The sequence below is a fragment of the Lachnospira hominis (ex Liu et al. 2021) genome (assembly GCF_014287955.1).
GTDB lineage: Bacteria > Bacillota > Clostridia > Lachnospirales > Lachnospiraceae > Lachnospira > Lachnospira hominis.
This window is the reverse complement of the sequence record NZ_JACOPD010000004.1, coordinates 55,126-81,519: the sequence shown is the minus strand read 5'-3', so window position 1 is coordinate 81,519 and position 26,394 is coordinate 55,126. Positions and strand designations below refer to the sequence as shown.

The 26,394-nt window shown below is 35.5% G+C and carries 30 protein-coding genes and 2 pseudogenes; 2 read left to right on the top strand and 30 right to left on the bottom strand.

Annotated elements, in window-relative coordinates; all coding sequences use genetic code 11:
* Nucleotides 1-2: 2 nt before the first annotated feature.
* From H8S01_RS06480 to H8S01_RS06350, 28 genes are all read right to left on the bottom strand, one after another.
* Nucleotides 3-593: a metallophosphoesterase gene (locus H8S01_RS06480; RefSeq protein WP_186836608.1), complete on the bottom strand. Its 591-nt coding sequence runs from the start codon at nt 591-593 to the stop codon at nt 3-5.
* Nucleotides 594-610: 17 nt separating this feature from the next.
* Nucleotides 611-1,636, bottom strand: coding sequence for a WYL domain-containing protein (locus tag H8S01_RS06475; protein ID WP_186836607.1), 1,026 nt, complete (start codon nt 1,634-1,636; stop codon nt 611-613).
* A 9-nt stretch (nt 1,637-1,645) separates the two neighbouring features.
* Nucleotides 1,646-1,798, bottom strand: coding sequence for a hypothetical protein (locus H8S01_RS06470; RefSeq protein WP_022098859.1), 153 nt, complete (start codon nt 1,796-1,798; stop codon nt 1,646-1,648).
* A 24-nt stretch (nt 1,799-1,822) separates the two neighbouring features.
* Nucleotides 1,823-2,674 carry a KOW motif-containing protein gene (locus tag H8S01_RS06465; protein WP_186836606.1) on the bottom strand — a complete coding sequence of 284 codons (852 nt, stop codon included), beginning with the start codon at nt 2,672-2,674 and terminating at the stop codon, nt 1,823-1,825.
* 25 nt (nt 2,675-2,699) lie between these two features.
* Entirely contained in the window at nt 2,700-3,725 is a 1,026-nt protein-coding gene (locus tag H8S01_RS06460) for a hypothetical protein (RefSeq protein ID WP_186836605.1), read from the bottom strand.
* A 36-nt stretch (nt 3,726-3,761) separates the two neighbouring features.
* On the bottom strand, nt 3,762-4,670 hold the full coding sequence (locus tag H8S01_RS06455; protein ID WP_186836604.1) for an AAA family ATPase: 909 nt from the start codon (nt 4,668-4,670) through the stop codon (nt 3,762-3,764).
* A gap of 35 nt (nt 4,671-4,705) precedes the next feature.
* Nucleotides 4,706-5,911 (bottom strand): WYL domain-containing protein, encoded by a 1,206-nt coding sequence (locus H8S01_RS06450; protein ID WP_186836603.1) that lies wholly within the window; start codon nt 5,909-5,911, stop codon nt 4,706-4,708.
* An 86-nt stretch (nt 5,912-5,997) separates the two neighbouring features.
* Nucleotides 5,998-6,681 (bottom strand): metallophosphoesterase, encoded by a 684-nt coding sequence (locus H8S01_RS06445; RefSeq protein WP_186836602.1) that lies wholly within the window; start codon nt 6,679-6,681, stop codon nt 5,998-6,000.
* Nucleotides 6,682-6,697: 16 nt separating this feature from the next.
* A complete protein-coding gene (locus tag H8S01_RS06440) occupies nt 6,698-6,871 on the bottom strand; it encodes a hypothetical protein (protein ID WP_186836601.1) in 174 nt (57 codons plus the stop codon).
* Between the two features lie 5 nt (nt 6,872-6,876).
* Entirely contained in the window at nt 6,877-7,251 is a 375-nt protein-coding gene (locus H8S01_RS06435) for a hypothetical protein (protein WP_186836600.1), read from the bottom strand.
* Nucleotides 7,252-7,272: 21 nt separating this feature from the next.
* Nucleotides 7,273-7,830, bottom strand: a complete 558-nt coding sequence (locus H8S01_RS06430; RefSeq protein ID WP_186836599.1) for a hypothetical protein — start codon at nt 7,828-7,830, stop codon at nt 7,273-7,275.
* Nucleotides 7,831-7,861: 31 nt separating this feature from the next.
* Nucleotides 7,862-8,362, bottom strand: a complete 501-nt coding sequence (locus H8S01_RS06425; protein ID WP_186836598.1) for a hypothetical protein — start codon at nt 8,360-8,362, stop codon at nt 7,862-7,864.
* A gap of 132 nt (nt 8,363-8,494) precedes the next feature.
* Nucleotides 8,495-9,139, bottom strand: a complete 645-nt coding sequence (locus H8S01_RS06420) for a hypothetical protein (RefSeq protein ID WP_186836597.1) — start codon at nt 9,137-9,139, stop codon at nt 8,495-8,497.
* Between the two features lie 39 nt (nt 9,140-9,178).
* Entirely contained in the window at nt 9,179-10,435 is a 1,257-nt protein-coding gene (locus H8S01_RS06415; RefSeq protein WP_186836596.1) for a hypothetical protein, read from the bottom strand.
* 76 nt (nt 10,436-10,511) lie between these two features.
* Nucleotides 10,512-12,824, bottom strand: coding sequence for a hypothetical protein (locus tag H8S01_RS06410; RefSeq protein WP_186836595.1), 2,313 nt, complete (start codon nt 12,822-12,824; stop codon nt 10,512-10,514).
* Between the two features lie 25 nt (nt 12,825-12,849).
* On the bottom strand, nt 12,850-13,692 hold the full coding sequence (locus H8S01_RS06405; RefSeq protein ID WP_186836594.1) for a hypothetical protein: 843 nt from the start codon (nt 13,690-13,692) through the stop codon (nt 12,850-12,852).
* Nucleotides 13,693-13,723: 31 nt separating this feature from the next.
* Nucleotides 13,724-14,095, bottom strand: a complete 372-nt coding sequence (locus tag H8S01_RS06400; RefSeq protein ID WP_186836593.1) for a helix-turn-helix domain-containing protein — start codon at nt 14,093-14,095, stop codon at nt 13,724-13,726.
* Nucleotides 14,096-14,583: 488 nt separating this feature from the next.
* Entirely contained in the window at nt 14,584-15,261 is a 678-nt protein-coding gene (locus H8S01_RS06395; protein ID WP_186836592.1) for a hypothetical protein, read from the bottom strand.
* A gap of 3 nt (nt 15,262-15,264) precedes the next feature.
* A complete protein-coding gene (locus H8S01_RS06390; RefSeq protein ID WP_186836591.1) occupies nt 15,265-16,581 on the bottom strand; it encodes an AAA family ATPase in 1,317 nt (438 codons plus the stop codon).
* Nucleotides 16,582-16,680: 99 nt separating this feature from the next.
* Nucleotides 16,681-16,815 carry a hypothetical protein gene (locus H8S01_RS14225; protein ID WP_279287868.1) on the bottom strand — a complete coding sequence of 45 codons (135 nt, stop codon included), beginning with the start codon at nt 16,813-16,815 and terminating at the stop codon, nt 16,681-16,683.
* Between the two features lie 100 nt (nt 16,816-16,915).
* Complete coding sequence (locus tag H8S01_RS06385; RefSeq protein ID WP_186836590.1) at nt 16,916-17,059, bottom strand: hypothetical protein; 144 nt, start codon at nt 17,057-17,059, stop codon at nt 16,916-16,918.
* Nucleotides 17,060-17,079: 20 nt separating this feature from the next.
* Nucleotides 17,080-17,289 (bottom strand): helix-turn-helix domain-containing protein, encoded by a 210-nt coding sequence (locus H8S01_RS06380; RefSeq protein ID WP_022262498.1) that lies wholly within the window; start codon nt 17,287-17,289, stop codon nt 17,080-17,082.
* 288 nt (nt 17,290-17,577) lie between these two features.
* Complete coding sequence (locus H8S01_RS06375) at nt 17,578-17,829, bottom strand: hypothetical protein (protein ID WP_186836589.1); 252 nt, start codon at nt 17,827-17,829, stop codon at nt 17,578-17,580.
* Nucleotides 17,830-17,836: 7 nt separating this feature from the next.
* The gene (locus tag H8S01_RS06370) at nt 17,837-18,637 is read right to left on the bottom strand and encodes an AraC family transcriptional regulator (protein WP_186836588.1); all 801 of its coding nucleotides are present in this window, start codon (nt 18,635-18,637) and stop codon (nt 17,837-17,839) included.
* Between the two features lie 190 nt (nt 18,638-18,827).
* Nucleotides 18,828-20,105, bottom strand: coding sequence for a galactokinase (locus H8S01_RS06365; RefSeq protein WP_186836587.1), 1,278 nt, complete (start codon nt 20,103-20,105; stop codon nt 18,828-18,830).
* Nucleotides 20,106-20,131: 26 nt separating this feature from the next.
* Complete coding sequence (locus H8S01_RS06360) at nt 20,132-21,085, bottom strand: beta-galactosidase small subunit (RefSeq protein ID WP_186836586.1); 954 nt, start codon at nt 21,083-21,085, stop codon at nt 20,132-20,134.
* Complete coding sequence (locus H8S01_RS06355; RefSeq protein ID WP_186836585.1) at nt 21,069-22,970, bottom strand: glycoside hydrolase family 2 TIM barrel-domain containing protein; 1,902 nt, start codon at nt 22,968-22,970, stop codon at nt 21,069-21,071. The genes H8S01_RS06360 and H8S01_RS06355 overlap by 17 nt, the downstream gene beginning before the upstream one ends.
* A 64-nt stretch (nt 22,971-23,034) precedes the next feature.
* Nucleotides 23,035-24,405: an MFS transporter gene (locus tag H8S01_RS06350; RefSeq protein ID WP_186836584.1), complete on the bottom strand. Its 1,371-nt coding sequence runs from the start codon at nt 24,403-24,405 to the stop codon at nt 23,035-23,037.
* 217 nt (nt 24,406-24,622) lie between these two features.
* Between H8S01_RS06350 and H8S01_RS06345 the strand changes: the two genes are divergently transcribed.
* Nucleotides 24,623-25,480, top strand: coding sequence for a helix-turn-helix domain-containing protein (locus H8S01_RS06345; RefSeq protein WP_186836583.1), 858 nt, complete (start codon nt 24,623-24,625; stop codon nt 25,478-25,480).
* 224 nt (nt 25,481-25,704) lie between these two features.
* On the opposite strand, the pseudogene H8S01_RS14440 reads toward H8S01_RS06345, so the two are convergent.
* Both H8S01_RS14440 and H8S01_RS14055 read right to left on the bottom strand, forming a co-directional pair.
* Nucleotides 25,705-25,803 (bottom strand): annotated as a pseudogene (locus H8S01_RS14440) (MmcQ/YjbR family DNA-binding protein); the annotation flags it as partial.
* Between the two features lie 31 nt (nt 25,804-25,834).
* Entirely contained in the window at nt 25,835-26,095 is a 261-nt protein-coding gene (locus H8S01_RS14055; RefSeq protein ID WP_243204248.1) for a hypothetical protein, read from the bottom strand.
* Nucleotides 26,096-26,165: 70 nt separating this feature from the next.
* Between H8S01_RS14055 and H8S01_RS14435 the strand changes: the two are divergent.
* Nucleotides 26,166-26,357 (top strand): annotated as a pseudogene (locus tag H8S01_RS14435) (type II toxin-antitoxin system RelE/ParE family toxin); the annotation flags it as partial.
* Between the last annotated feature and the right edge of the window lie 37 nt (nt 26,358-26,394).

Genomic DNA, 26,394 nt, shown 5'->3' with positions numbered 1-26,394 from the left:
TGTTATTTATTAAGTATTTCCTTCAGTGTACGTGGCTCATAATTCATATAAGGCATCATACAGCCTACATTGTAAGCCCTTGCTATATCATAACACTTCTCTGACCGCATAAGCATTTCCATATTCAGCTTGCGTAAACATTCCTGATAGAATTCATTTTCATAAGTATTATGAGTATGTCCATACAAATGTATTGTCCCCCTGTGCTGTCCATTCCACATAAGTATAGGATAATGGCTTAATACAAGCTTGTATGCATCTTGGTTTACATAGTCAGTAATTTCCTTATAATCATATATCTCTTCAAAAATATTCTTATACCTCATATCAGAAACATCATCATGATTTCCTTTAATAAGAACTTTCCTGCCCTTTAACTGTGCAACTAAGGCTATCAGCTCCTCGTTTGTACCCCGCATGGCAATATCTCCAAGAATATAAACTGTATCACCATTTGTAATCTTACTGTTCCATTTTTCTTTCATATACTGGTGCATTTCAGCTAATGAATTAAATGGACGGTTATCAAAATTATTGCCTTCCTTTGTCACATTTTTATGGAAGAAATGCATATCACTAATATAGTAGTTCATTCGTGTTCCTCCTTTTTTCAATCATGTACCTGTCTTAATATAGACTCTGCTGCCTTCTTTAATTCTTTATTCAGCTCTTTATCCTTATTATCAACAATTGAAGCTATATCATAATGATGACACAGCCAGTATGCCATTCCCTTGCATGACGCATTTACACGGATATCAACTGTTGTATCCGTTTCTTTCAAAACATTTATCTCATATGAAAAATCATCTATCAGTCTTGAAAAATACTCCCTGTCTATCCTGACAATATAAGGCCTTAATTCACCGCCCATCATGTAAGGGTGATTCAGAATATATACTGCTCTCTCTAATGGTATATTAAGGTTATGAAAGCCTATTCCATCACTTTTCCTCTGTTCCTTTACTCTTAATCCGGTCATAAGGTCAACACTGTATGTATACACTTTCCTGCTGTCCCTGTATCTTACCAGACAGAAATATCTTCCATTATTGAGCATAAGTCTTATAGGAATCACCGTTCTTCTTCCCCGAAAATGCAGATAAACATTTTTATTCTTAACATCATATACATTCCAGTCAAATTCTATGTAATTGTTATTTTTAATGGCTTCAATTATAAGCTGGCAGTTTGCCAGAACATCTGTATTCTGTGCATATCTGGTCCGCCCGAAAGAAGCATTTGCATAAGGTGTTATATCTTTCAGATTCTTCCCTGATAAAGTCTGAATGTGCCCAGCTAAATCCAATGCTCTTTCATTATTAAAAATGTTACTGTACAACACAGAATCAATTAGGAATTTAAACTCTACATCGGTTATAATGTTGTTATAATAATAATCTGTCTTGCGGCGTTCATTGTCATATGTCCTGTATCTGATTACCTTCTGTTCATCAGGCAGATTAAGTTCTGAGTCCGTCAAATCCTTTAATGCTTTCCTGACCTGCTTATCTGTAATACTTTTATCATATTCCCTATGCATATAAGTAACGATATCAGTAACCTTCAGCGTTATTGCAGCCTCTTTGGAACTGTGTTCCTTTAATATATTAAGCACATTATACTCAATACTCATACTTCACCTTTAATTATTCTTTCTTCTTTTGACATCTTCTTTGTATAATTCCTGTGCGTCTTTATAAAAAAGTGCCGCTGATTCCTGAAAATGTTTTAACTCCTCTTGTGATTTCATTTCTTTATCATATCTGTTTATCGTATCTGATTGTTTTAATTCCATCTGACGCCCTCCATTTTCTTATAATTACATTTTCATTAATAATTCCTGTATTTCCTTTTTTGTTCTATCTTTTTCTAATGCTGTATACACACTCATTCTCATATCCGAAATAGCACATGCCTGTTCTCTGTCAAAATAATAATGTTCCATCAGCATCTCCTGAAAACAAGCTTTATCCTTTGCACTATCCACCAGATACATAATTTGGTTATGATGTTCCTGCGCCCACATAACGGCAGACAAAATGTGGATTCGTTGTTTTATTTTTTCTTTGTCTGTAGCTGTATTATAATCTGATAAATACTGTTTATCGCATGTTTCCACAAGATAGTCGATGTAATGTTTCCTTGCATCACTTTCTGGAAGCTGGATTCTCTCAATATATATTGGATTAACATGCGAGTGTGAAAATTCTCCAAGATAATCATATCCTCTGAATATGACATCAATACATATTTGTATATCACTGTAATCACCCTTTTTGACTTTAAGTTTCTCATACTCTTCATCTGTAAGCCCAAGTATTACTCCGATATTCCCTTCATGTTTCCCATCAACAACTCTTACTATATCCCCATGTCTGAAATTATGTGGAATATCAAATTTTCTATAAAAGCATTTCATACCCGATTCGTGCCAGCAATTCTCCGAATCCGGTATTTCATCAATTGCCTTATTTAAATTCTTTATCAATTCTTTATCTGATATGGTTTCTTTCAACTCTTGCACTGCCTGTTTTTTCTCTGAATTTTTTAAGCACTCATGATTAATTATTATTTCTGCCTGTTCCACATCCGAAAATGTAACACTCTTGTCTTTAAGAAACTCTCTTTCATCTTTAGATGGAACAAATCTGTCTATAAAATTTTCTATCATCAGGCACCTCCAAATATTATCCTGCTCAAGTCTTGGCATATTCCTTCATACACCGTTTGGCTGTTTCATCAGTATTACGCTCTCCTTTGTAAAAGCAATAATCACTAAGTGCTTCCATGGCTCTCCTATAAGCTACATCTTCCTCTTTGTTCTCCATATGTGGCGGCAGTTCCATCTGAAGATGCAATGGATTACAATGCATATGATCCCAGTACTCCGACTTTATTGGATATAAAACCACAGCCTGAATATCTGAATAATCAACTTCCCATTTTCTGTCTTTAATCTCTTGAAGATAATCATTCCAGTCATCTTCTCCAAATGAAAGTATACCATATGTTCCATCTACTATATCCTTCACCGGAGTACCTGCTGACTTATAACAAAATGGGATTTCAAAAAATGCACCTTCAAATCTTTCCGGTCTGAACGGATTTACTATGTCTGCTTCCTCTTTTGACAGTTCATCACTCCACCAATGAACTATATTCCCTTTGTTATTTAATGTATAAGTTCCCACTGGCAGACCATCATAATCCTCATATTTTTCATAATTAAATTTTGAACCGGGTCTTCCCGTACACCTTACCAGATTCTTCTCATCATCATCTGATTTCACAATTATCTGCTTATGTATTTCGTATAACAATTCACTATTTATTATTTCTTTTTTATTTTCTTCCATATACTTATTGTTATACTTTTCATTTTCCGCTATATATTTAGTGATATAATGTACGGCTCTTTCATAATCACCGAAAAAACCTCTGCTGTCCCCTTCGTTGTCTTCTACAAAATATACATACCTGCCCTTAGAATTATCTTTAAATGTATCAAACAATTTATTTTCATACTCTATTCTTTCGATGAGCTGCTTCTTAAGTACAATATCTTTCGTAGTCTCCCTTAATAAAGCCAATGCCTCCAGCTTCTGCTGTCTGTTTTTCATTGGGTCATTCCAGACAAGAGTTGCTGTCTGGGAATCTGTAAACTTATAATTTTGTTCTTCTAAAAACTTCCTATAATCATCTGACATTGTTATATCAATCATTTACATTCCTCCATTGATTAATGTAAAGTTCTCCCATTACTGATTTTCTTCGTTAAGGAGGCTCTCCGGTTCTCCTTTTATACGTCTCCAAGTAATAAGATCTTTATCGTTCAAATCTCCTTCTATGACTATCGGAAGCTTCCCAGATGTCTGTATCTTCCAATACAAAGTATCCTTCATTTTGCAATCCCCACATGTCCGAGGTCCAAGCAGCCCAAAGGAACCCATTTTAGGCGGGTAATCCCATCCTCTATTGAATGCATCTTCGTCAGTCAAAAACTCCTTCTTTCCACACACTTCACAATAGTGCCAAAACGGTCGTGTTTTCATACTCTCCAATAAAGCTTTACGTTTCCTTGATTTATCATCTTCTTTTTCTATTCTCTCTTTTTCGTCTGTAATCTGTTTTCTTGCATCTATCAGGAACTGCTCATCCAAAAGCGGATCTAATCTTAATTTGATGCCGTCTTCTGACACCTCATAAATGGAATCAAATCCTTCAATCGGATTCGGAAATTCTATCTCTGAAGTATTCATCTTAAAAGAGCCACACCCCTCTTCCAAATTTCTTATTCTAATATTTTTCTGCCATCTCTCATCACTTGGGCACATAACATATATTTCCATTTCTGCATCAACAGATTCACGTATTGCATCAACATAAACAATTCGACGCTTTGCTTTAAAAAATGTCTGTTCTACGACAACATCTCTTCCACATTTCAGTTTTTCTATGATATCGTTAAGAAGCATATCATTAGCTTTCATCAAACATCTGAATTGAACTCCTATAGGCATCATTTCTCCAAATCCAGATTCTTTATATGCCTTTTGTTGATAGTCAAAAATATTTAAAACATCAACATCCTTATAAGCAAAAAAATGTTTTATGAAATGTGTTTTACCAGAAGCCATCGCTCCAATCACAAAAGATACTTTTGACATAAACTCCACTTTCCTCCTATTAATCTAACTTCTTTTCACAATGAATACTTTTCATTCAACGCCTTTATCTTAATTTTTATATCTTCCCGCAGACTTTCCGGCTCAAGAACTTCCACAAGTTCACTGTATTGCAATGCCCAGTGTGCCATACCATAAGGTGAACACTCCACCCTGACGATATCGTCATATGGTGGCTCTTTTTCTGTTCTTATGTATGTAAATGAATCTCCGAACCAGTCATGCAAAAATGTATATCCGGGACGGACTCTCTTTTTCGGATTGTCTTCACATTTTTCACTCTTAATCCTTAGTGTTACCGGAACCGGCTTATCAAACGACATATTAAGATGTTTCAACTGAAAATCTTCTGACCATTTTTCTGGAAGATTTGAAACATTTTTCTTTGGAATACGCGGTATTCCCTTTATATGAAGCCTGTCATTTCTTCCCGGAATCTCTATATCCGTCATAAGGTCAATCCGCCATATAGACATATTGGGCTTGTAACCCTCATACTCTTTAGCCGCCAGCAGATAGTATTTTCCACCACTCGCAACAATATAGTATGGGCTAAGCTCGTCTGACTCTTCCCTGACCGGCTCCAGCTTTTTCTCATAAGAATAGCCATTGAATCTGAATTGTATTCTCACATTATCATCAATTGCTTTCTGTATAATGGCAAGATTGTCCTTCAGCAGCTCCCTGTCTGCAAGCTCCGGCTCCTGAACCTTACATATATGTCTCGGCGTTCTCTTATAAAATACCGTAGTCATATTGTCCTCAACCTTCCTGACAAGCTCCTGCGCCGACTTGGAGTCCAGTGTCCTTGTTGCCATAATACCCTCAATAATTGAATCAACCTCCTTCTCAGAAAATGTTCTGTTATAGTAAAGGTTCTTTATTCGCATTACATTTGCAATATAAGAATCATCTTCATCAGAATCATCCCGCTCATATCGTTCCTTATCACCGTAAAACTTCTTAAAATCATCAAAATACAGCCGCCACTCAGCCTCTGGCTTATAATCACTTCCTCCATCTTCCAGATTCATAATATTTGCCATATCTTTTAAAAGCCTGTTAATAGTCTCCTTATCACCAATATACGCATTTATATTTTCGTCTTTCCTCATCTTAGCAATACTGGTAGGGTGTCTTCTGTCTGTATTCTTTCTCAGATAATCCCACACCTTATACATACGCTCAAAACGTGTTGGTTTCTGAATCTTTCTCTTTGCCATATGTCACCTCGTGTTAATCATAATATATTGTATTCTCTATTATAATAACAGTTTGGTCGGTTTTTTCCACCATTTATCAAAATTTATTAATTAATATAAAATTCTTTCATGTCATTTAACCTTATTGCCCCCAGTGTTCCCTCTTTACCATAACATTTATAACCAGCACCACAATCTATGCGTATAGTCCGTCCTGAAGGAGACACCCATATTCTCCTGTTATCAGTTACAGTATGCCCCACAACCGATATAAACTGCTCATGTTCCTCCACACCTCTGATAAAATACTCATAATACCCGTCTCCCATATATATCTTTCTTTTATCCAACATACGCTCAGGCGTCAGAAATGTCTGTGCATGTGCTATCTGATATTTCCTGCCATTAATGGTGAGATTAATATAATATGGCTTTTCCTGTATCCATTCAGCAAGTCTTAGAATATCAACAGGTGTCAGCCGCTTCTCCATAATAGCCACTGTATTATAAGAAATATATTCTCCAGTTTTTCTATGTCCGAATTGTTCAATAATCTGCCTTGCAACCCAGACATCATGATTGCCCTGTATCATCTGTATATTGGGATATTTTAATATTTCAAAATACAGCTCAACTGGCTTATCTCCACGGTCAAATATATCTCCATCAATAATCAGCAAATCATTCTCATTAAACTGTATCTTCTTTAACAGCCTTTTAAATCCATCTGCATAATTATGAATATCCGAAACCACATATACATTTCTATTATCATCTATTGTAATATCCATAAATATGTGCCTCTCATTACATTTTTAATAAATCCTTCAGTGTATCAATCCCGCTAAACTTTCCTTCAATTTCAATAATTCTCTGTTTGTCTTCTTTGATATGTGCAGCTTTTATATCATACATATTCATCTTTTCTATGTCTGATAAAGTTATGTCTGCCTCTTTTTCACATTTATCTGCTATCTTCAAATGTATTACTCCTGCTTAAATAAACTATCATAAAACCGTTCAAATTCGTCGATTAATTCATTTATTTTTTTACGGTCATAAAATCCCTGTACTTTCCAAAACATAAGAATACGATTCAATTCTTCTTTTCTTTTATCTATAAATCCCCTGCACAACTGCCCATTAAATATTGCACTGTCATCTTCAGCACAGCTAAAACACGCCATATCTTCATGCAATCTGGAACAATCACTACAAGTAATTTCCTTTTTTTCTGGAATAAAATGACAGTTATCTTCGATATTTACAGGAAACCACGAGCTTGGATATGAGCATATTGCCGAACCTGTTTCACTTGTATTTACTATATTGGTTTTATATTTACAATTTTTACACTTCAATTTATCTGCCTCTTTTTTCATTTAGTTCTGTCTCGGGTTGTCCGAAAGCACCAGCACCATTCTTTTCTTAAGGTGAGTGTCATGTTTTAATTCTCTATATGTTTCTTCTAAATCAGTGTTATCTTCCATTCCTATACCGTACACATACATGTTGTCATATTTTTCTGGAATGTTTTCTCTGCACTTATATGATTCATCTGACCAGTCCAGCTTATTAACAATATTGAACTCATCAATAACCTGTAAATACGGTTTTAGATCTTTAAATGTCAGATTACCACAAATGTTTCTTTCAATATCCCGTGGTTTATCAGATAATACTATCTCTATCGCCGGCTGTATTGTAAAATCCCTACCATATATATTTTCTTCCCCATTTATTTCATCTGGTTCTGAATAAATATCCAGCGAAAATTCCACATCAGTCATACCTACTCCGTACACATAGAACTCATCATATTCCGAAGACGGAATATCGGATACCAACAGATAATTATGATAATGCCCGTCTAAAAAGCAGATTGATAATCTTATGTTTCTTGCCAGAAATCTTCTTATCTCTTTAAATTTAATTGCCATTGTGATTCTCCTTATCTATAGACATTATTTCCTATAACCAGCAATATTGCATTATCTCAATAAATAATCTGCCTGACTTAATAAAATTATCCGTTATTTGACCTTCATTATCTTCAAGCCATTCATACTCCTGTAAATACATTCTGACAGCCGGATTAAATTTACTCATCATTTTTCCAATAAGAGGATATCTTGTTATGTAATCAAAATGTGTATCCAAATAATAACCATACCTGATAAATCCCCCGGTATTTTCAATAATCCAATCCACCGCCTCTTGTATGGTGTATTCTTTGCCATCAAATGTTACAGTAGTCATAGTATCATCATGAACACCATTATCCTTATACATTCGCATATGTGAGTATAACCATTCTGCAAATGACATATCCATATTAAAAATGTCGCGATAATCAAATCCATATCGATATCTTTGACGAATTCTGTACAGCTTTTTCTCTGTGACAAAATTACCGCCATAAATTCTTCTCGATACTCCAAGCTGGCTTATGTATTGATTTCTTCTTTTCATTAATAAGCTCCTTTCGTCTGGCTGTTCTCCTCTCTTTTATATGGTGTTTTGTGTTCAGACAAGATGACCTCTCGTCTATTATTTATTATAATGTCGGAGAGGTCGGATTTTTTCGCCTTTGGGGAGTGTTATTTAATTTTTTCTAATATTTTTTAATAACGCTATTTCTCTTATTATCTCTTTAAGTCCAGGGTCTTGACATTTCGCCTTTTCTACATGCTTTTTTATTAATGAAACATAATAACTTAAATAGTGGTCTAATTCATTATAGTAAAAATGTGTTACATAGTTTTGTACTGGTTTTTCTTCTTGCTTAACTGGCATATATTTCATCCAGTCTTCACAATTATACTGTATATTTGTATAATTCCACCCGTCAACATCATAACTCAAATTATAGTTTACTATTTCTTTACCGTTTCTTACACTTACGCTTTTTTTTATATCAATGTTATATGTTTCAGGAAATTTATCTATAAATTGAGGTGAACAATTCTGCATGCAATCAATTATATAATCATAATGTTTCTTGCCTCTTATTGATATATCACTTATTAAACTTATGATTGGTGCTAATCCCTCATCTCTCATTCTTTTCCTAATAAAGAGCATTAATTCCATTGCACCTATGCTGCAACCATAATCACCTATTATTTTGTCGTCTTCTTTTGTTATCTTATCAAATTTTTCTTCAAATTTTTTATACCATTCACTACCTTCAGTTTCATTAAATATTACTTTTATTATTTCTTTAAATTCCTCTTGACTAATATCCATTTTTATATAACCCCTTTCAAAACCAATAAATCTCTTATCCTATTTCTTCAACATCAAAATCAACCACGAGAACACAAACAACACAACTCCTATGCACGAAACTCCAAGAGCTGCTACTATGTCTGTCGAACCGCTATTTACCAGATCAACTATTGATAATACAGACGCAACAATCGAAATCAAGCCAAATACTGCTATGACAGTTGCCACATAATTCTGCATGTCAGAAGATTTTCTCTCCTGTTCGTCTCTTATGAGTTCAACCTTCTGCTCGATTTCTTCAAGTGCTTCATCAATTCCATTAACGGCTAACAGACATCTGTACGTTTCGCAGACATTATTCCAGCGTGATACCTGCGATGGTGCAAGCGTACCTGAAGCACGAAATTCCAACGCTTCTTTTTTAAGCATTTTCACTTTTCTGAAATACTTAAGACTCTGACGTTTATTGTCAATCAGAGTATTCTGAATTCCTTCATTAACCAGCATGCATGTACTTTTCTGGTGTAAAACCAGCATTGTAAGAAATACATCATCTCTTGACTGCCCTACAACATTTTCTGCTGTCATATCATCTGTTGCATACACATATGATATTGACTGTGATGTAATGCATGCACCCCATCTGTATGAACACATATTAATATCCTTCGCTCCGTATGTATATGCTATATCCTTTTCTGAAGGATCTGAAAAATCACGCGAAATGTCTATTAATTTATGTTCGTTAAATGTAATTCTTTCAATAGTCTCCAACTCATTAAAACGCCTGCTTACAAGTGCCACATTAAAAAGATATGTCTCCTTCACCGCCAGTTTCATATCATCAACATACAATCTGAATATATTACTGACACCGCCTATTGAAATATTACTTACAGCTTTAATTACATTTTCTTCAAAACTGCGGTTGTAATTCTGTACATATCCCGGATTAATAAGCTTATCGATGTAACCCGCGTCAGCATTGTCATATGTAACAAGCACCGTGAAAAATGCTATTTTGTTATTAAATACATATAACTGGCTCTCATTAACTGCCAATATTTTACCATCTGAAAAATGTACATCATCAATGCATGAATTCAAAATGTATCTTCTGACAAAACCATTTTCTTTCCTACATCTTCTGGCAAGAATATCTGACATATCATATGATGAAAAATCCGCATTTTCCGCCCCATCAATAGTAAGCTCTGTTAGGTTAAGACTGCTTTCATACTTTAAAGGAAATATTACATATGTTCCCCTTATCGAATCAGAATACACCTGTCTGTTGTCATTAAATTCGTTCATAATCCCCTTTCCCTCAAGTCTTTTTCTTTAGTTTTCACAACCTGATAATTTAGGTTGATTATACCACAAACTGTCTTTAAGGAGTATCTCTAAATGACTTTAATATTGCAATTATTTCTTCCCTGTCTTTATCTGTTAATTTTTTACTTGGTATTGAATAGAACATTGTTTCTTTAGGTGTTTCAAAATAACAGCCTCTATAAATTCCCGTGCTACACCCTGCAAAATATGTAGAAGCTGGCATCAATGCATATCTTTCTGGACCATCATCATATTCCCTTACATCAGGTGAAGTTCTTGAATATTCTTTATAATCCTTTGTCTTAACTATTACCAATTCTTCACCAGAATTATACCTTGGCTTTGATACAACATCATTTTTAGCTTCTAATACAGTACTACCACCATAATCTATTCCTGATTTATTATCTTTTGCACTATATTCAATCTGAACTCCATTATCGTTTTGAATTATAACAAATTCTGTATTCGCATTAACCCTCTCTGATACCACAGTCCAATTATCCGGATAGTCAAAATAAAACGTTGTCTGCTCTGGAAAATATTCCGCCATTCTTGTCTTATAAGTATGAAGTGATCCTGATTCTTTTGTATCAGTTCCCTGTATTATCTGCTCCTGTGTTGGTGCTTCTGTACTTGCCTCACTTTCCTTTGGCTTGTCATTTTCTGACTGCTCATTATATGTACATTCATCCACAAACTGTTTCGTGCCATCAGCAAGTATTTCATAATGAAGTGATTTACTTTTTGCAAATGATTCAAATTCACAATCCTTACTTATATTCATTGTGCAAAGAAGTGACTTCTTATTCTTATATTTGACACTCTCATTGCCAGTTCCAAGCTTAAAAACAGGGGCGTTGATATTAACATCAGAACATATCTGTCCATTTGGTCTGCCTGTTCGTTTTGCATCCGCTTCTGCACCCATATCAAGTTCTGCATCTAACAGCGGTATGGATTTCATTGTCACAAGCATTGGTGCTGTCCTGAAATATAAGCCCATTTTTCCTTCTGCCTCAATTGATGTCTGCATAGACGAGCGAAGCCCCATTGTTCCATTCACGCCTTTGCCTTTTTCATATGACACTCCGGCATGAAATGGTACTTCAACTTTAAGAGTAATTGAGCCATTTATTGTTGGAACAATATATAATGCTACATTTACTGCAACAAGATGATTACCAATCGGTGCAGGTGTCTGACATAAAAAGATTCCGTCTGAAAAATTCCCTTGAACTCCGATTTTTCCTGAAATCTCTGAATCAATATCAACACCGACAGAGGCATATTTTAATCCGTTCTTAAGTGTGTATTTAACCTGTGCACCTACATTTATATTATTAACATCCCATTTTATAGAAAATTTCTCACATTTTTTATTAAGCTTCTGCTTAACAGGAAGCTTGTACTTTGTATGTGTGTCATTATCTGTCAATGTAACTTCCAGTTCATTATCATCATTTACCGCTGCTTCTATTGCAAATCCCTTGGAATGAATATTGCCAGACACATTTGCTGCCAGCGTAGTTACTGGATTTCCCGCTGACACCTCCACATTATCAAGTCCATAGTAACTAATAATATCGTCAATGCCTATGCTTGCCGAATCTGAAACTATCAGAGTATCAAAGACATCTTCAATCTCAGGGTCTTCCAATGAAAATGTGCCATTACCCATATCCTCACCGATTTTCTTTGAAACCTTGTCGCCCTTATAATCGAATACAAATGTGTCACCCTTTTTGAGATTTCTGGCTGCACTGTCATCTAAAGTTATAATATTGTCATCTTCCTTATAATCTTTAATGTCGAAATATTCGAGCTGTGATACATTTTCCTTATAAGAAACATTTTCAATATTATCAGGCCAGAATTCTCCATAATACAAATCATCAAATTTATCAAGAATACCATCAGCCTCTTCGTCTGAAAATCCCTTGTCAAGTGAATCTTCTGCTATCAGGTCTTTATCAATTGCAAGTTCTATGTTGGTATTGTCTGATATTTCATCATCAGTTCCAAGATAGATCTGCATTTTGCCTTCGCCCATTGCACGCATTGAAGTAAGTGCTATAAATCCGCCTGACGCTATGTCGTCATCACTAAATTCATCACTATCTGTAATATAACCATTTTCCTTAGCCGCTTTTCTGTAATTCTCTGCTTCAACCCCCGTCTTGTTGCATAACTTCTTAAGCCAGTCATAGCATGTTATATCATCATTTTTAGTCACCACTGCCTTACACGAAACATTTATATCATTACTGCTTTTCTTCTTTGATGAAACACCCGTTATAACGCCTGCAGCTATTGCCGCAATAACTATCAACGCTGCTGATACTCCAATTATAATTTTCTTCTTCACAATGTATCCCCTTATGTTTTATGCATTATTTTCTATGAAACCAGCCAATAAAGTTTCCCGCTCTGTCAAATGCTTCAGTAGCTACTGATGAATCTGAACCGCCGTCAGCAAATGAACATATTATGAGAAGAATTATTCCTATTACAATAATTGTCACAAGTCCAATTGCCAATCCAATAATATTTTCCAATATCAGAATTGCAAGAGGCATGGCTGCACATGTAACTGCGGCACTCTTTGCAAATGAAAATATTGCACATCTACCCTCACTTATCATCATGACCACAATAAATAGCACCACAGCAACTGCAGCAATTATTGCAAAAATCTTGATGTTATCTCTTATACTGTTAATCCATTTATCAATAGCATTTGAAAAACCTACTTCATCTATTTCTTCATTATCATATAATTTCTCAAGTGAAGCGTACAATTTGTTATACTGATTGTATTTAATAAGGAACCATATTCCAGAAACAGCTATTAATATAAAATCTATTATTGCAAGTACCCATTTCCATATCTTTCCTTCAAAGAAAAGCATTATCAGTGCAAGTACTATCTGGACTATAAATATTATCCCAAGTGCCTTATACACTCCGTTATTAGCTACTATATGTACTGTTCCATTTGTAAATGTATCTCCAACACCAGCAAAAAATCCCTCTTCTGAGTTCTTGATTGTTGCTATTGCATGCGGATATCCGCCACCTGCTATGAACTTAATATATGCAACCACTGACATTACACCTATTACTATACTAAATATCCATGATACTGTTTTAGATAATGTCTTTAATGGGGCTTCTATAAATGCCTCCCCATAATCATCAATTAAATCTGTTATCCATTCAATAAATCTGTGCATTCTGTTTTCCTCCTCATATTAAACATTTTATCTATTCCTTTGATGACGCTTTATAAACTATTTCTCCTCCTTTCCTGCTAATCTCATAATTTCTATGACCTATACTGTAATTAGCCGACATCTCTTTTATTTCCGATAAATATCTGTCAACAGTAACAAGTTTTTCTTCCATTTCAAGCTTATTCAGGTCTGAATCTGATTCATCAGATAATATAGCGTCCACCTTAACTCCAAACAACTCAGAAAATCTGCACAAAGTATCCACTGATGGCACACTCCTGCCACACTCTATATTTGAAATAGCAGAAGCTGTCAGCCCAATATCCCTGCCAAGCTGTTCCTGCGTAATTCCACGCTCATTTCTTAACTTTGAAATATTAATACCTATCTTATCTGTCCTCATTCCTGTTTTTCCCTATCATCATGTACCCAATTATTATATAATAATTTAAGAATTGCCAACATTTTTAAATACTCATAGTCAAACATTGTCCGTGTGATTTTCGTATCTGATGTATTCTGGTTTCTTTTGTCATAATCATACAATTTGCTATTTCCCTCAGAGGTTAATAAAATACATTTCTAAATTTTTCTTAAAAAAAAAGAATCCCTTTCGGAATTCTTTTTCTCCACGCTTGAATTATTACATTATCATCTTCATTGCAAATGTTTTAAACTTCAAAATACACTTCTCCCTCGTATTCACCTTTATCATCAAACCAGAATATGATAATAGTATCCGGTAAGTAGTTGCTAATGGATACTAATCGGACACTATCGGTCACTACTGAATATTAATCGAACACTATCGGATGCTTATTGATCACTTTGTATCCGATAGACAAAATTTGTTCAATAAAGTGTTCGATAATCAAAAATGTAATTATTCCATCATGATATCTTCAATTTAGTCTCAAGCCATGAAATAATTATTCCACAATACGGCGTCAAATTCCGTTTCTGTACCAGACTTTCATATGTACGCTCTAATTCACGTATAAATGCATCCTGAGATTTTCCTTTGCATTTTCTCATAATTCTACTTTTCTCTTCCATCAAAACTCTTTTACGTGTTTCAGGAAGAGAAACTGATTCACAGTTTAAATTCAAAGTTTCTGTGACATCCTTGTTAATACTCTCATCATCTGAATAAATACTTCCATTTGCTTTATACTTTATCTTTCTGACAGACAATTCATCAAATGGGTTTATTGCAAGTTCTGTGTTTCCTCTATGAGCATCGCAAGTTGTATCCTCTGGATTTACACCTTTGGTCAGACTATTGCCATAACATACACCAAGCATCCATTTAAAATCTAAAGTTGCCTTCTTATCATGCTCCACTTCATCTTGCGGATGTCTTGGTCTGCAATGCTCAATTCTTTCCATAACTGGGCTGTCAATTTTTCTCATACAATATGCACACAGATGCCTTTGCTCCTCCCACATCTGCTCTCTTATATCTTTAAGCACATTTGTAGGTATGTCAGTCTCATAATCTGCATCAGGATACTGCTTACGAAATTGTAATAGACTATTTGGTTCTTTTTCTCTTCTCACAACTATCATATGCTATTCTCCCAATATCTTTTCTAAGTCCAGTGATGTTCTCGCTGCTGCAATATCAGGATCTGTTGTTCCAACAATTGCTTCAATCTCTGTCAATACATTATTTGCTTCTTTGTAATTATTTTCATCCATATATGAATAGAATAAATTCATACGCTGCTTAATATCCGTGGGGCGTTCAGATACCTTCATTACTTCTCTTAATATAGAATTTGCATCTCTTCCATAAGTTTGTGCCGCCGGCATATAGATTTCTCCATTATCCAAAATGCGAATCTGTTCTCTGGCTACTGAATTAATTACTGCCGGTGCATGTGAACTGACAATAAATTGTATCTTAGGGAAAATATTATTTAAGTCGCTTATAATAGTCTGCTGCCACTGTGGATGTAAATGCAAGTCTATCTCATCAATCACAACAACCCCAGATGTATCTTCTAAAACCTTGTCACCCAGCATCGGATTCAATACAGCCATACGATATGCAATATCACCAATCATACTAAGTGTATTTTTATAACCATCACTCATTTCATCCATTGCGAATTTCTGTAAACTTCCATCTGCACTCTCAAAATTTAAAACTAATCTATGTGTATCTAGTTCAAATACAATATCGGCATTTTTTGAACCACTAATTCTTTCAAAACACTTGCAAATAGCAGATTCTACTGTTTTTAACAATAAAGGCTTTTCCACCTTACCTGTCCTTTGCTGTGCCTGAAGGCTTTTTAAAGTCTGAATCTGAAACCAATTAAGCATCAGCTTTTCATTTGACTCAGCCGCCATACAATCCACATAACCGACCTGACGTTTAAATTCAGTCAGTGATTTTATGTTTTTCTTTTCTTTCTTCTGTGCATACAAACGCCCGGTACCATAATAAGATATTAACGGAAGAATTAATGACTTATCGCCTGTCATAATTCGCTTCTGTGTGTTCTTTGATATATTGGTTAATTCTCTTGCTTCTTTGACTGTTGTATTTCCACTTTCAGAATTTAGAGAACGCACCCATTTTACATCATGATTATCCAGGCAATCACCTGTACTTTCAATACTTACAGGAAACTGATGCTGTGGATCAACTGTACCATCAAGATCATAGAACTCATACCTGGCATCATCTTTTGAAATACTTCTACTTACCCCACCATCAATTCCTAGTAAAAATGTACTGATTGCAACAGCAACTGCATCTAATATTGCAGTCTTTCCAGCTCCATTCTTTCCGACAATCAATGTTGTATGCTCATCAAAATCAATCTCTGCTTCTTTGAAGCATCTATAATTTGTGATACTTGTTTTTTTCAATTTCATTTATATTTCACCTTCTAATCCATTTGTACAGATAATCTGCACAAATCACTTTTGATATTGGTAATGGTGGTCACTCTGTTATTTAAAGTGACCACTAAGCTATTCTTTAATTTTATATATTGTATTGTTTCCTTTTCCAGTTTTTTCTATCAAATCCGCATTTATCATTTTATCTATTAGTTTTCTTGCCCCAGTTCTAGATCTGTAGTTACAGGTTTCCATTACTTTTTGCATAGAAATACTTCCATTTTGCCGGATATAAGCAAGTACTTTGTCCTCTTTCGACATAGTTGTTATTATCTCTGTCTCACCACTCTCCATCGTGTTCCTTATATCAGCAGCTCCCGGAATATATACCACTTCTAGTAAAGAACTGTTTATCCGTCCATCCAGCCAAGATATATCCTGCGGTCTTTATGGACTCCTGTAGCCAAAATAATTTTGATGTAAGTCCTGCACTATATACTAACTCTGCCATTTGTCACTCTCCAACAAGGTTTATTCTTCATCTTTCACAAACTCACAGATATCGCTAATATCGCAATCCAGATATGTAGCAATCTTGAGTAATACACTCATAGACACTTCTCCATCCTTACGCATCTTTGTAAGAGTATTCGGAGCAATATCTACAGCCTTTCTCAAATCGGCTTTACTCATCTTTTTGTCTACCAATAACTTCCATAATTTATTGTAACTTACTCTCATTCTCACACCTCGTGGCTTCTTCTATAGACATGTTATATTTGTCACAATTGAGTAAAAACTCACTTTTTAAATTATAGTACAAAACGCTTATTCTTGCAATTAAAATAATCGCATTTTCTTGCGAGCTTTAATTATTTTCATTTAAAAGTCATTGGTTTTTGTGAGAAAGAAATTCATAACCTTGCTTTTGAGTATTTCTGTCAATATTTTTGCATTAATCTAGGCATTGCATAATGCCAAAATGTATAGTTAAAAGGCAGAGTGCCTATCCTGCACTCTGCCCATTCTTTAATCGTCCAGATACAGTTCCATTGTCTTATATGCATTTAATGTATTCGTATCCGCATCATTAAAAGTACTTGAATATGTCTGCAAACTGCCCGACGGATCTGTTGCACAGTTAGTAAGCGATATGTATGCATCATATAAATCTGATACGGCATCGTATGCATCCTTGTATTCATCTGGTGGATTTTTCAATTTTTTCATCAATGCATTGACTGTATCCTGATTATCTTCAATAGTCATTCTCACAGACATAATACGATTAGCATTTATTATTGTGTTCCATTCTTTTTCTGTACTCTCTTGGTGTAATCTTGTATCTATCCTTAAAAACACGGTTAAAAGTTCTTTGACTTTCAAACCCACAATCAAGACATATATTTGTAATGGAATCCATTGTATTTTCTAGTGCCGCAGCTGCATAATTTAACCGGACTCCATTCACATATTTACTAAAATTACAGTGAAAGGTTTTTGCAAACATTCTTGATAACACATATTTGCTTACACACAAATCGTATGCCATTTTTTCAAGACTGACTTTCTCTCTAAAATTTTGGGCTACATATTCTACCGCATTATAAATCAAGTCATCACTCCCTACTGTACTTTTATCAACCATTGGCATTTCTGCGAAAACATGGGCAAGAATCATCTGTACATATGCCTGTATCAGCATGGAATTCCCCTCTGTTATTCCTGCCAGATATTTTATGGCATTTACTACATCAGGATGCACTCGCTCTTTTTTTACAACCGGGTTCCTCGGGCTGTATATCTGCAACTCTTTATAATAGGAAGGAAACAGGGTCGGATCAAGATACAGGTATATTACCTTATTTTCTTTTTTCCCAAACACCTGATAATGATGTATTACATTTGGGAACACGATTGCAAAATCACCCTCGTCCATGTGATACAATTCTTGTCCAACTCCAAGCTCAATATTCCCATTAGTTACATACACTACCTCTATTGCTTCGTGTAAATGTGGTGGAAAATGCACTGTTTTCTTCCACTCAACCGCTATTCCATCAGTTTTGTTCTCATATACCAATAACACTCGCAAGCAACTCCTTTTAATTTATAATGTCAGTTGTCTAATCCGGCATTAACTTGTTACCTTTAGGATGATTTATATGCCAATTCCAAGCTGTTGAAATAATGGTCTCAATATCTGTATACTGTATGTGAACCAATATAGCCAGCCCCTCCTAAAACCAAAATCCTCATAATAAAACCTTCTTTCTATTTCATAACACTTTTATGCCGCCATATTTTCTTATTCTCAAATCTTTACAGGAACCGTTACCAAATACATTATCCATTCCGGATTTATAAGACTCTACATATTCATTCTTCACAAATGCCTGTATTGTTCCAGCAAAACCACCGCCATGCACCCTGCATACACCGTTTTCTCCTAAAAGCATTTCACTTACAAGCAGTGCAACGGATACATTCTGATTTTTTATATCTTGATTTGAATAAACATTCTGCAAATATTTAAAAGAAGAATTACCAGAATCTTTCACATTCTCCAAAAATGCTCCTATCTTTCCTGACTTCAATGCTCTTACTTCTTTCTGTACTCTTTCATTCTCACAAATAAAGTGTAGTGCACGAAGGACACATCTATCCCCAAGTCTTTCTCTTAAATTATGAATGTTTTCCAGTACATCATTTGCAGATACATCACGCAGCACTTCTTTTCCAAAATATTTTGCAACAAGTTTCATTTCCTTCGGAACTGCCGCATATTCATCTGTCAAATCAGCATGAGAGCCTTTTGTATCCGTAATACATAGTCTATAACCATACTTTTCCATATCAAAATCAATTTTTTCAACCTGTGGATTTTCCGGGTTAGCAAAATCAATATGAACAAGATTTCCCGTAGAACTTGCCATCTGATCCATCAGACCACAAGGCTTTCCGAAATAAACATTTTCAGCATACTGTCCAATAATGGCTATCTCTGTCGCTGAAACTTTTCCACAATTATAAAGTCCAGACAAAATCGTTCCTATCAGTGTTTCAAATGCTGCCGAAGATGAAAGCCCCGCACCAATCAGCACATCACTTGTTATATATGCCTGAAAACCTCCAACTGCATATTTTCTCTCAAGGAATCCAGAAACCACACCTTTTATCAAAGCCTTTGTTGTTTCCTTTTCTTTTTCCTTTACAGATACATCATCAAGCCGGATAATGATTTCATCATAGTTATCAGAAACTAATCTGATTACATTATCATCCGTCTTTTTTACGATCCCAATAGTATCAAGATTAACTGAGGCTGCCAAAACCTCTCCGTTCTGATGATCCGTATGGTTGCCGCCAATCTCACTTCTTCCCGGAGCACTGAACAATTCCACATCTCCCGGCTTATAGCACTGCTCAAATTTCTTTATTGCATTGATATAGCGTTCCCTCTGGTAAGAAATCTTTGTCTCATCAGCATAAATGTCTAAGAGTCTTTCATCATATGCACCATCCAGAAAACTACGAATCAATATCTCTATCTGCATCTCAAACACCTCACTTCAAACAAAACTTAGCGGATAATGAAAGAATAGTGAATGTCTTTTTCTGCATTAATCCGATAATCATCTTCCACATCACTTCCCCAGCTATCAATTCCACCAACTCCTCTTACTGCACCATAGACACAAAGGACTGTTCTTCTTGCTGGTGGCAGTTCCTCATGGTGTGTTGCGTTTTCAATCTCTGATGCTGTATAAGGTAGGCATGAAAAAGCAAATGCCTTGTCGTTTTTCTCTATTCTTAATGTCTGTGCTGAACTATCCGTTCTGCTATTATCAAGACTTGTATGTCTTGTAATCTCCAGCCACTCTGTATCCATTCTCATACCACATTCCTGTGGAACCAGATATGGTGTCAGTCTCAAATCTGATACCTCATAAACTCCTTTTTCTGCCCCTGCCTTTCTGTCCGGATAGGTTTCCCCCGATAATCCCTTGTACATATATTTATCTGCAAGTGTTGGCATAATAAACCTCATTCCGAATACCGGAAGTTCTGGCAGTCCCTTTACTCCTGTGTAATCCACATCCACCTTGATATTTCCAATTACATCAATTGTATAAGATACAACGACTGTTGTTATTGGATTGCCGACAGTCTCATAAGTATATTTCACAATTATTTCCCCGGCAGCCACATCACCGCCATAGCTGTTATTGTCCGGAGCATACTGCTTTTGCAGTTCACCGTCCATAATAACTTCCGTTTTTTTACAGTCAATGAACATATCCGATGCGAGCCAGCTTCCACTTTTAATATGAAACCTGCTGCCTCTGTCATTATCTGTTAATGCTCTCCAAAAAGTAGGCTTTGGACAACGATACAGCCATTCATAACCTTTTTTTACTATAGACTCCAGACCACCCTGTGAATAAGAGAATATATAGTCAAACCCTTCTCCATGTACACCAAGTGTATAATCTCCATATACGACTCTCAATTTATTCTTATCTGTATAAGCCATAGTAATACCTCACTTCCTGCATAGCTGGTTTTTCCTTACGGTCTGCAAATACGATTCCATTTCCTGAAAACTCATAATCAGAAGGCTTATCATCAAAGTCTCCGCCATAACGCAAAACTTCTTTTCCTGTCACTTCATCTTTCACGAGAAGTGCCTGATCAATGAAATCCCAGATAAATCCACCGTGGTACATCTCATACTTATCTATTAACTTCATATAAGTACCAAGTCCTCCCATCGAATTACCCATATCATGCATATACTCACACAAAATATAAGGTTTCTTTGGATTGTTATTTAAATATTTCTCCACTTCATAAGGCTTTGCATACATTCTGCTCTCTACATCTGATATGGTTTCCTCATAATTACGGTCATAGAAAGAGCTTTCATAATGAACAAATCTGCCATCCTGCTTTTCCTTGAAGTAAGTATTCATTGCTTCTATATCATCACCCGCATAAGATTCATTTCCTAAAGACCAGAAAAGAATTGCTGTATGGTTTTTAAAAGTTTCAAAATTACTCCTAGCCCTGTCAACAACAGCCTCCCGCCATTGCGGAATAGAACAAGGTACGCTGCACGATGGTTCAATCGCACCAAGTTTCTGGAATGTTCCATGACTTTCCATATTCGTTTCTGCCATTACATAAATGCCAGCTTTATCACACAGGTAATACCACGGTATCTGATCCGGATAATGACAGGTGCGTACTGCATTGATATTATTTCTAATCATACAATCAATGTCTGCTGTCATTTCATCCATACTAATGCTTCTTCCTGTCTTTGCACTCCACTCATGACGGTTCACTCCCGTAATGACAAGACGTTTACCATTTAAATAGATCACCTTGTCAATCATTTCAAGTCTTCTAAAACCTATGTCATATGGAATTATCTCTAATATTTCTCCATCTTCGCTTCTAAGCTCTACATATGCGTGATACAAATATGGGCAGTGATTATCCCATGCCTTAACACTTCCAACCTCAGTATCAATCACTCCTACACGACTTCCATCCTTTTCCTCTAAGGTGATATTGTCCTCTGCCACCTGATTATTTTCTCGGTCTTTTAAAACAAAATGGGCAGCTACTTTCTTTCCTTCTGGAGCAGTTACTTTCATCTTTACCAATACCCTGCCGCTTACATTATCCTTGTTTAGTGTCGGCTGTAACCATACATCTTCCAAATGCACCTCTGGCACTGCTTTTAAAGTTACATTTCTGAAAATTCCAAAAAAGCGGAAAAAATCCTGATCCTCCAAAAATGCTGCCGTACTCATTTTGTGGACCTGAACTGCCAGCACATTTCCTTTTTCTCTGATAAATGGTGTCAGGTCAAATTCTGACGGTGTAAAACTATCCTCCGCATATCCTACAAATTGACCATTCAGCCACAGATACATTGCTTCTTCCACACCTTCAAAACAGATACAGATTTTCTTTTCACGCATTTGCTCACTCAAATCAAATCGTTTGATATAAGATCCGACAGGATTATACTCTGCCTCGGAAAACATTCCTGCCTCGTCCCCGGTACTCTCCATACTATACGCACCCCTGTGATATTCTTTTCCCTCCCACGGATACATCGTATTGATATAGCGTATTTTGTCATAGCCTGCCAGTTCGATATGCCCCGGAACCATAATCTTAGCAAATGAAGATGCATCAAAATTTTCCTCATAAAAATTTTCCGGTCTATCCATTACATTTTTGCTAAAAGCAAACTCCCATTGTCCATTTAATGACTGCATCAATGGATTCTCCGATTTTTCCATATCTGCATAATCTATATAGTAGCAATGATCGCTGTGTGCGTCCAACTGGTTTACACGGAACACTTCCGGATCGTCTAACCATTTCATATCAGCATTCATAATAATTCTCCTTTTTTCTTTTTTCTATACAGCCCCTAAAGACAAACTTCAGGGGCTATTTTCATTACTGATTCTGCATATTTTCTTTTAATTTCATATTTGCACTCTCTACATTAAGGAATGAAAGAATAACTGTAATAATTATGTCAAATATGAACGGAAGCCACAAATACATAAAATACATCATATTAATACAGCTATCTGGCTGAACCGCGTTGTCAATGTTAATATATCCACTTATATCGAGCATCCAGCCTGAAAGTGCAACACCAATACCTCCACCGAGTTTTACGCCTAATGAAGTACAAGAGAACATGGAACCGTCAATTCGCTTTCCACTCTTTAAATAAGTATGTTCTGAACATTGTGCAATTACTGCACTCATGTCTCCCTGCCAAGGTCCTTCTCCAAGGGATGTAAGAACTGTAAATAACAGCATCAACGGAACACTTCCCAGATAACCTGCCACTGCAACCATCAGACGACATACTGTAGCAAGCATATAACTATACTTGTTTAACTTATACATTCCTTTCATTTTTGAAACAAGTGTAGGTGTAATGGCAAGTGCAATGATCAATGGAATATTATTCGCCCATGAAAATACACCAAACAAATTCGTATTCAGTAATACATATGTCATAAAAAAGATTCCTACATTCACCATAGAAGCACGAAGCTGCTGAAGAATGTAAATCACGCAAATCATTGAAAAATATTTATTACTAAAGAGAAGTTTTATTATCTGCTTAAAAGAAAGTTTGTCATCTTCCTCTCCTGCCACACTATCATCTTTTAATTCTTCATCTGACAGTTCTTTTACTGAAAATACAGCAAGTGTATTGGTAATAATACCTATAATACAGTAAATAAATGCGATAGTTCTCCATGCAGTTGCACCGCCACCAAACATTTCTACTGCACCAACAGTAACAGACTGGATGACTAGATTTGTACCAAATGAGAACATGAAACGGAAAGAACCCATCTGAACACGCTCTTTACTGTTTTTTGTTACCAGTGATGTCAACGCTGCATACGCAATATTATTAGCAGTATAAAATACAGCATTAAGCAATGTATATGCTATAAAAAACCATGCATACTGAGCTGTTTTTCCAAGACTTGTAGGAATTGCAAATACACCAAACAACGTGATGGCACAGCCAAAAAATCCATAGAACATCCACGGTCTTGCTTTCCCCATCTTACTCTTTGTATGGTCTATCATTGTACCGAAAAATATATCCGTAACTCCATCAAATAATTTTGATACTGCTATCAATGTACCTACTATGCCCGAATTTAACCCAACTGTATTTGTCAGGTAAATCATGACAAATGATGATAAAAAAGCATATACTACATTTCCTGCAATATCTCCCGTTCCGTAACCTACTTTGTTATACCATTTCAGGTATGTTTTTTCTTCCATGAGAATTTCTCCTTCCACAAATACCTATTCTTTTGCCTCGTTTTGTCCCACAACTTTATTATGGTCAGTATATAAAAAATAAGCCAAAAATGACATATCATAAATTGGACAAAATATGCACAAAATGATAAAATTAATGAACATAAGTATTATATTGGATAGATTTTTAGTCATTTTTAACATATGTTTTTTTATATTTCAATACAAGGAGGCACACATGTACACAAATAATGCATATCTCAATCACTCAACGATTGATAGAAAAGATAAATCCAAGCCGCTTGTTGTAACTATGTGTGGAACATATAAGCTCTACACACGCCCTAAACTACCTACCTGGAGACCTCGAGGCAGACTTGATTTCCAGTTGATTTATATTGCTGCCGGAAAAGCCCATTTTCATTTTGGTCCTAATAGTGAAGAAGAAACTATTGTTCATGCCGGACATATGGTTTTATATCGTCCAAAGGAGGCTCAAAAATATGAATATTATGCCGAAGATCAGACAGAAGTCTACTGGGTTCATTTTACAGGTAGCGATGTAACAAATATATTACGCTCTTATGGATTGACCGATAGCAAAAAGGTATTTTACTGTGGTTCTGGTTCCTCCTATCAGAATCTTTTTCGTGCAATGATAAATGAATTACAGATGTGTAATGATAGTTATCAGGAAATGCTTGAAATGTATTTAAGACAAATTTTTATAAAACTGCAGCGACACTTTAATAACAGCATAAGGATAGATAATTCCCGTGCTACAGAAGCTATTGACATGGCTATTGCCTATTTCAATGAACATTACAGTGAATCAATCAGCATTGAAGAATACGCTAAAAAAACACATGTAAGTACAAGCTGGTTTATACGCAATTTCAAACTTTATGTTGGTTCTACACCAATGCAATTCATTTTACAAAAACGCATTTGCAATGCAGAAGCGCTGCTCTTGAATACGGAATATAACATAAACGAAATTGCACAAATTGTTGGCTATGATAATTCTTTATATTTCAGCCGCATGTTCAAAAAGATAAAAGGCATATCTCCCTCAGAATACCGCAAAAATATATAATAAACTGCAACGGACAGAGAATATTTACATACTCTCTGCCCATTGCAATTTTTGTCTATTTATTTTTTTATTTTGGCAAGTAATATCCCTCTTTGTGTTTTATAATGACAGCGTAAACAGAAAGGAGATGAACTTTCATGAGAAACAAATTCCACAACTTTATTGAAAACATACTTAGCTTTTATGCAACTTTCTTCACAAGAGGATTTTATCATTTTTAAATATCAGTCAATACTTTCCTCGATTCGCCCATCCGTCAAATCATAACTCATATCAAGAAAATCTAATATCTCCGCCTCCTGGACTGTCCCATCCAGAAGAATTATTTTTATTTTTCTGCTTATGTGTAAAATACTACTTATCCTTAAGATTCTTACTACATACAAAATCCAAATAATCTTTAGGAGTTATTCCTGCTTTTATAAATTCTTTATGAACCGATTCTCTCCATTCGCTCTCCCCTTCACCTGAAAACGTGCACCATACGCTTCGAACGACTGTAAGTGCTTTAATTGCCCAATCAACATACTCTTTTCTATTCACATAATATATATCATCAGCATATATATGGGCAAGTCCCTTGATGTTACTGCCTTCCCTCTCATAAGGTGTCACAGTTACGGAAAACTCCGGCATTATAAAAAGGCGATCTTGCTGTTATGAGCATTGAAGCCTACGAAGAACTGACCTGCCACAGGAGTTCCGTCTTGTAGATGATCCGGTACTGGCAAGCTGGAGCATTCGTTTTGTGATAATCAATAATTACCTTATCTTTTATACGGTTGACGAAGGAAAACAGACTGTAATCATCGTCCGTTTTCTCTATCAGAAAAGTAACTGGACTTCCATTCTTCGACAGGGTCTTCCACTTGTTTAAGGAATCTGTTTTATGCAGATTCCTTTTTAGTGCATTG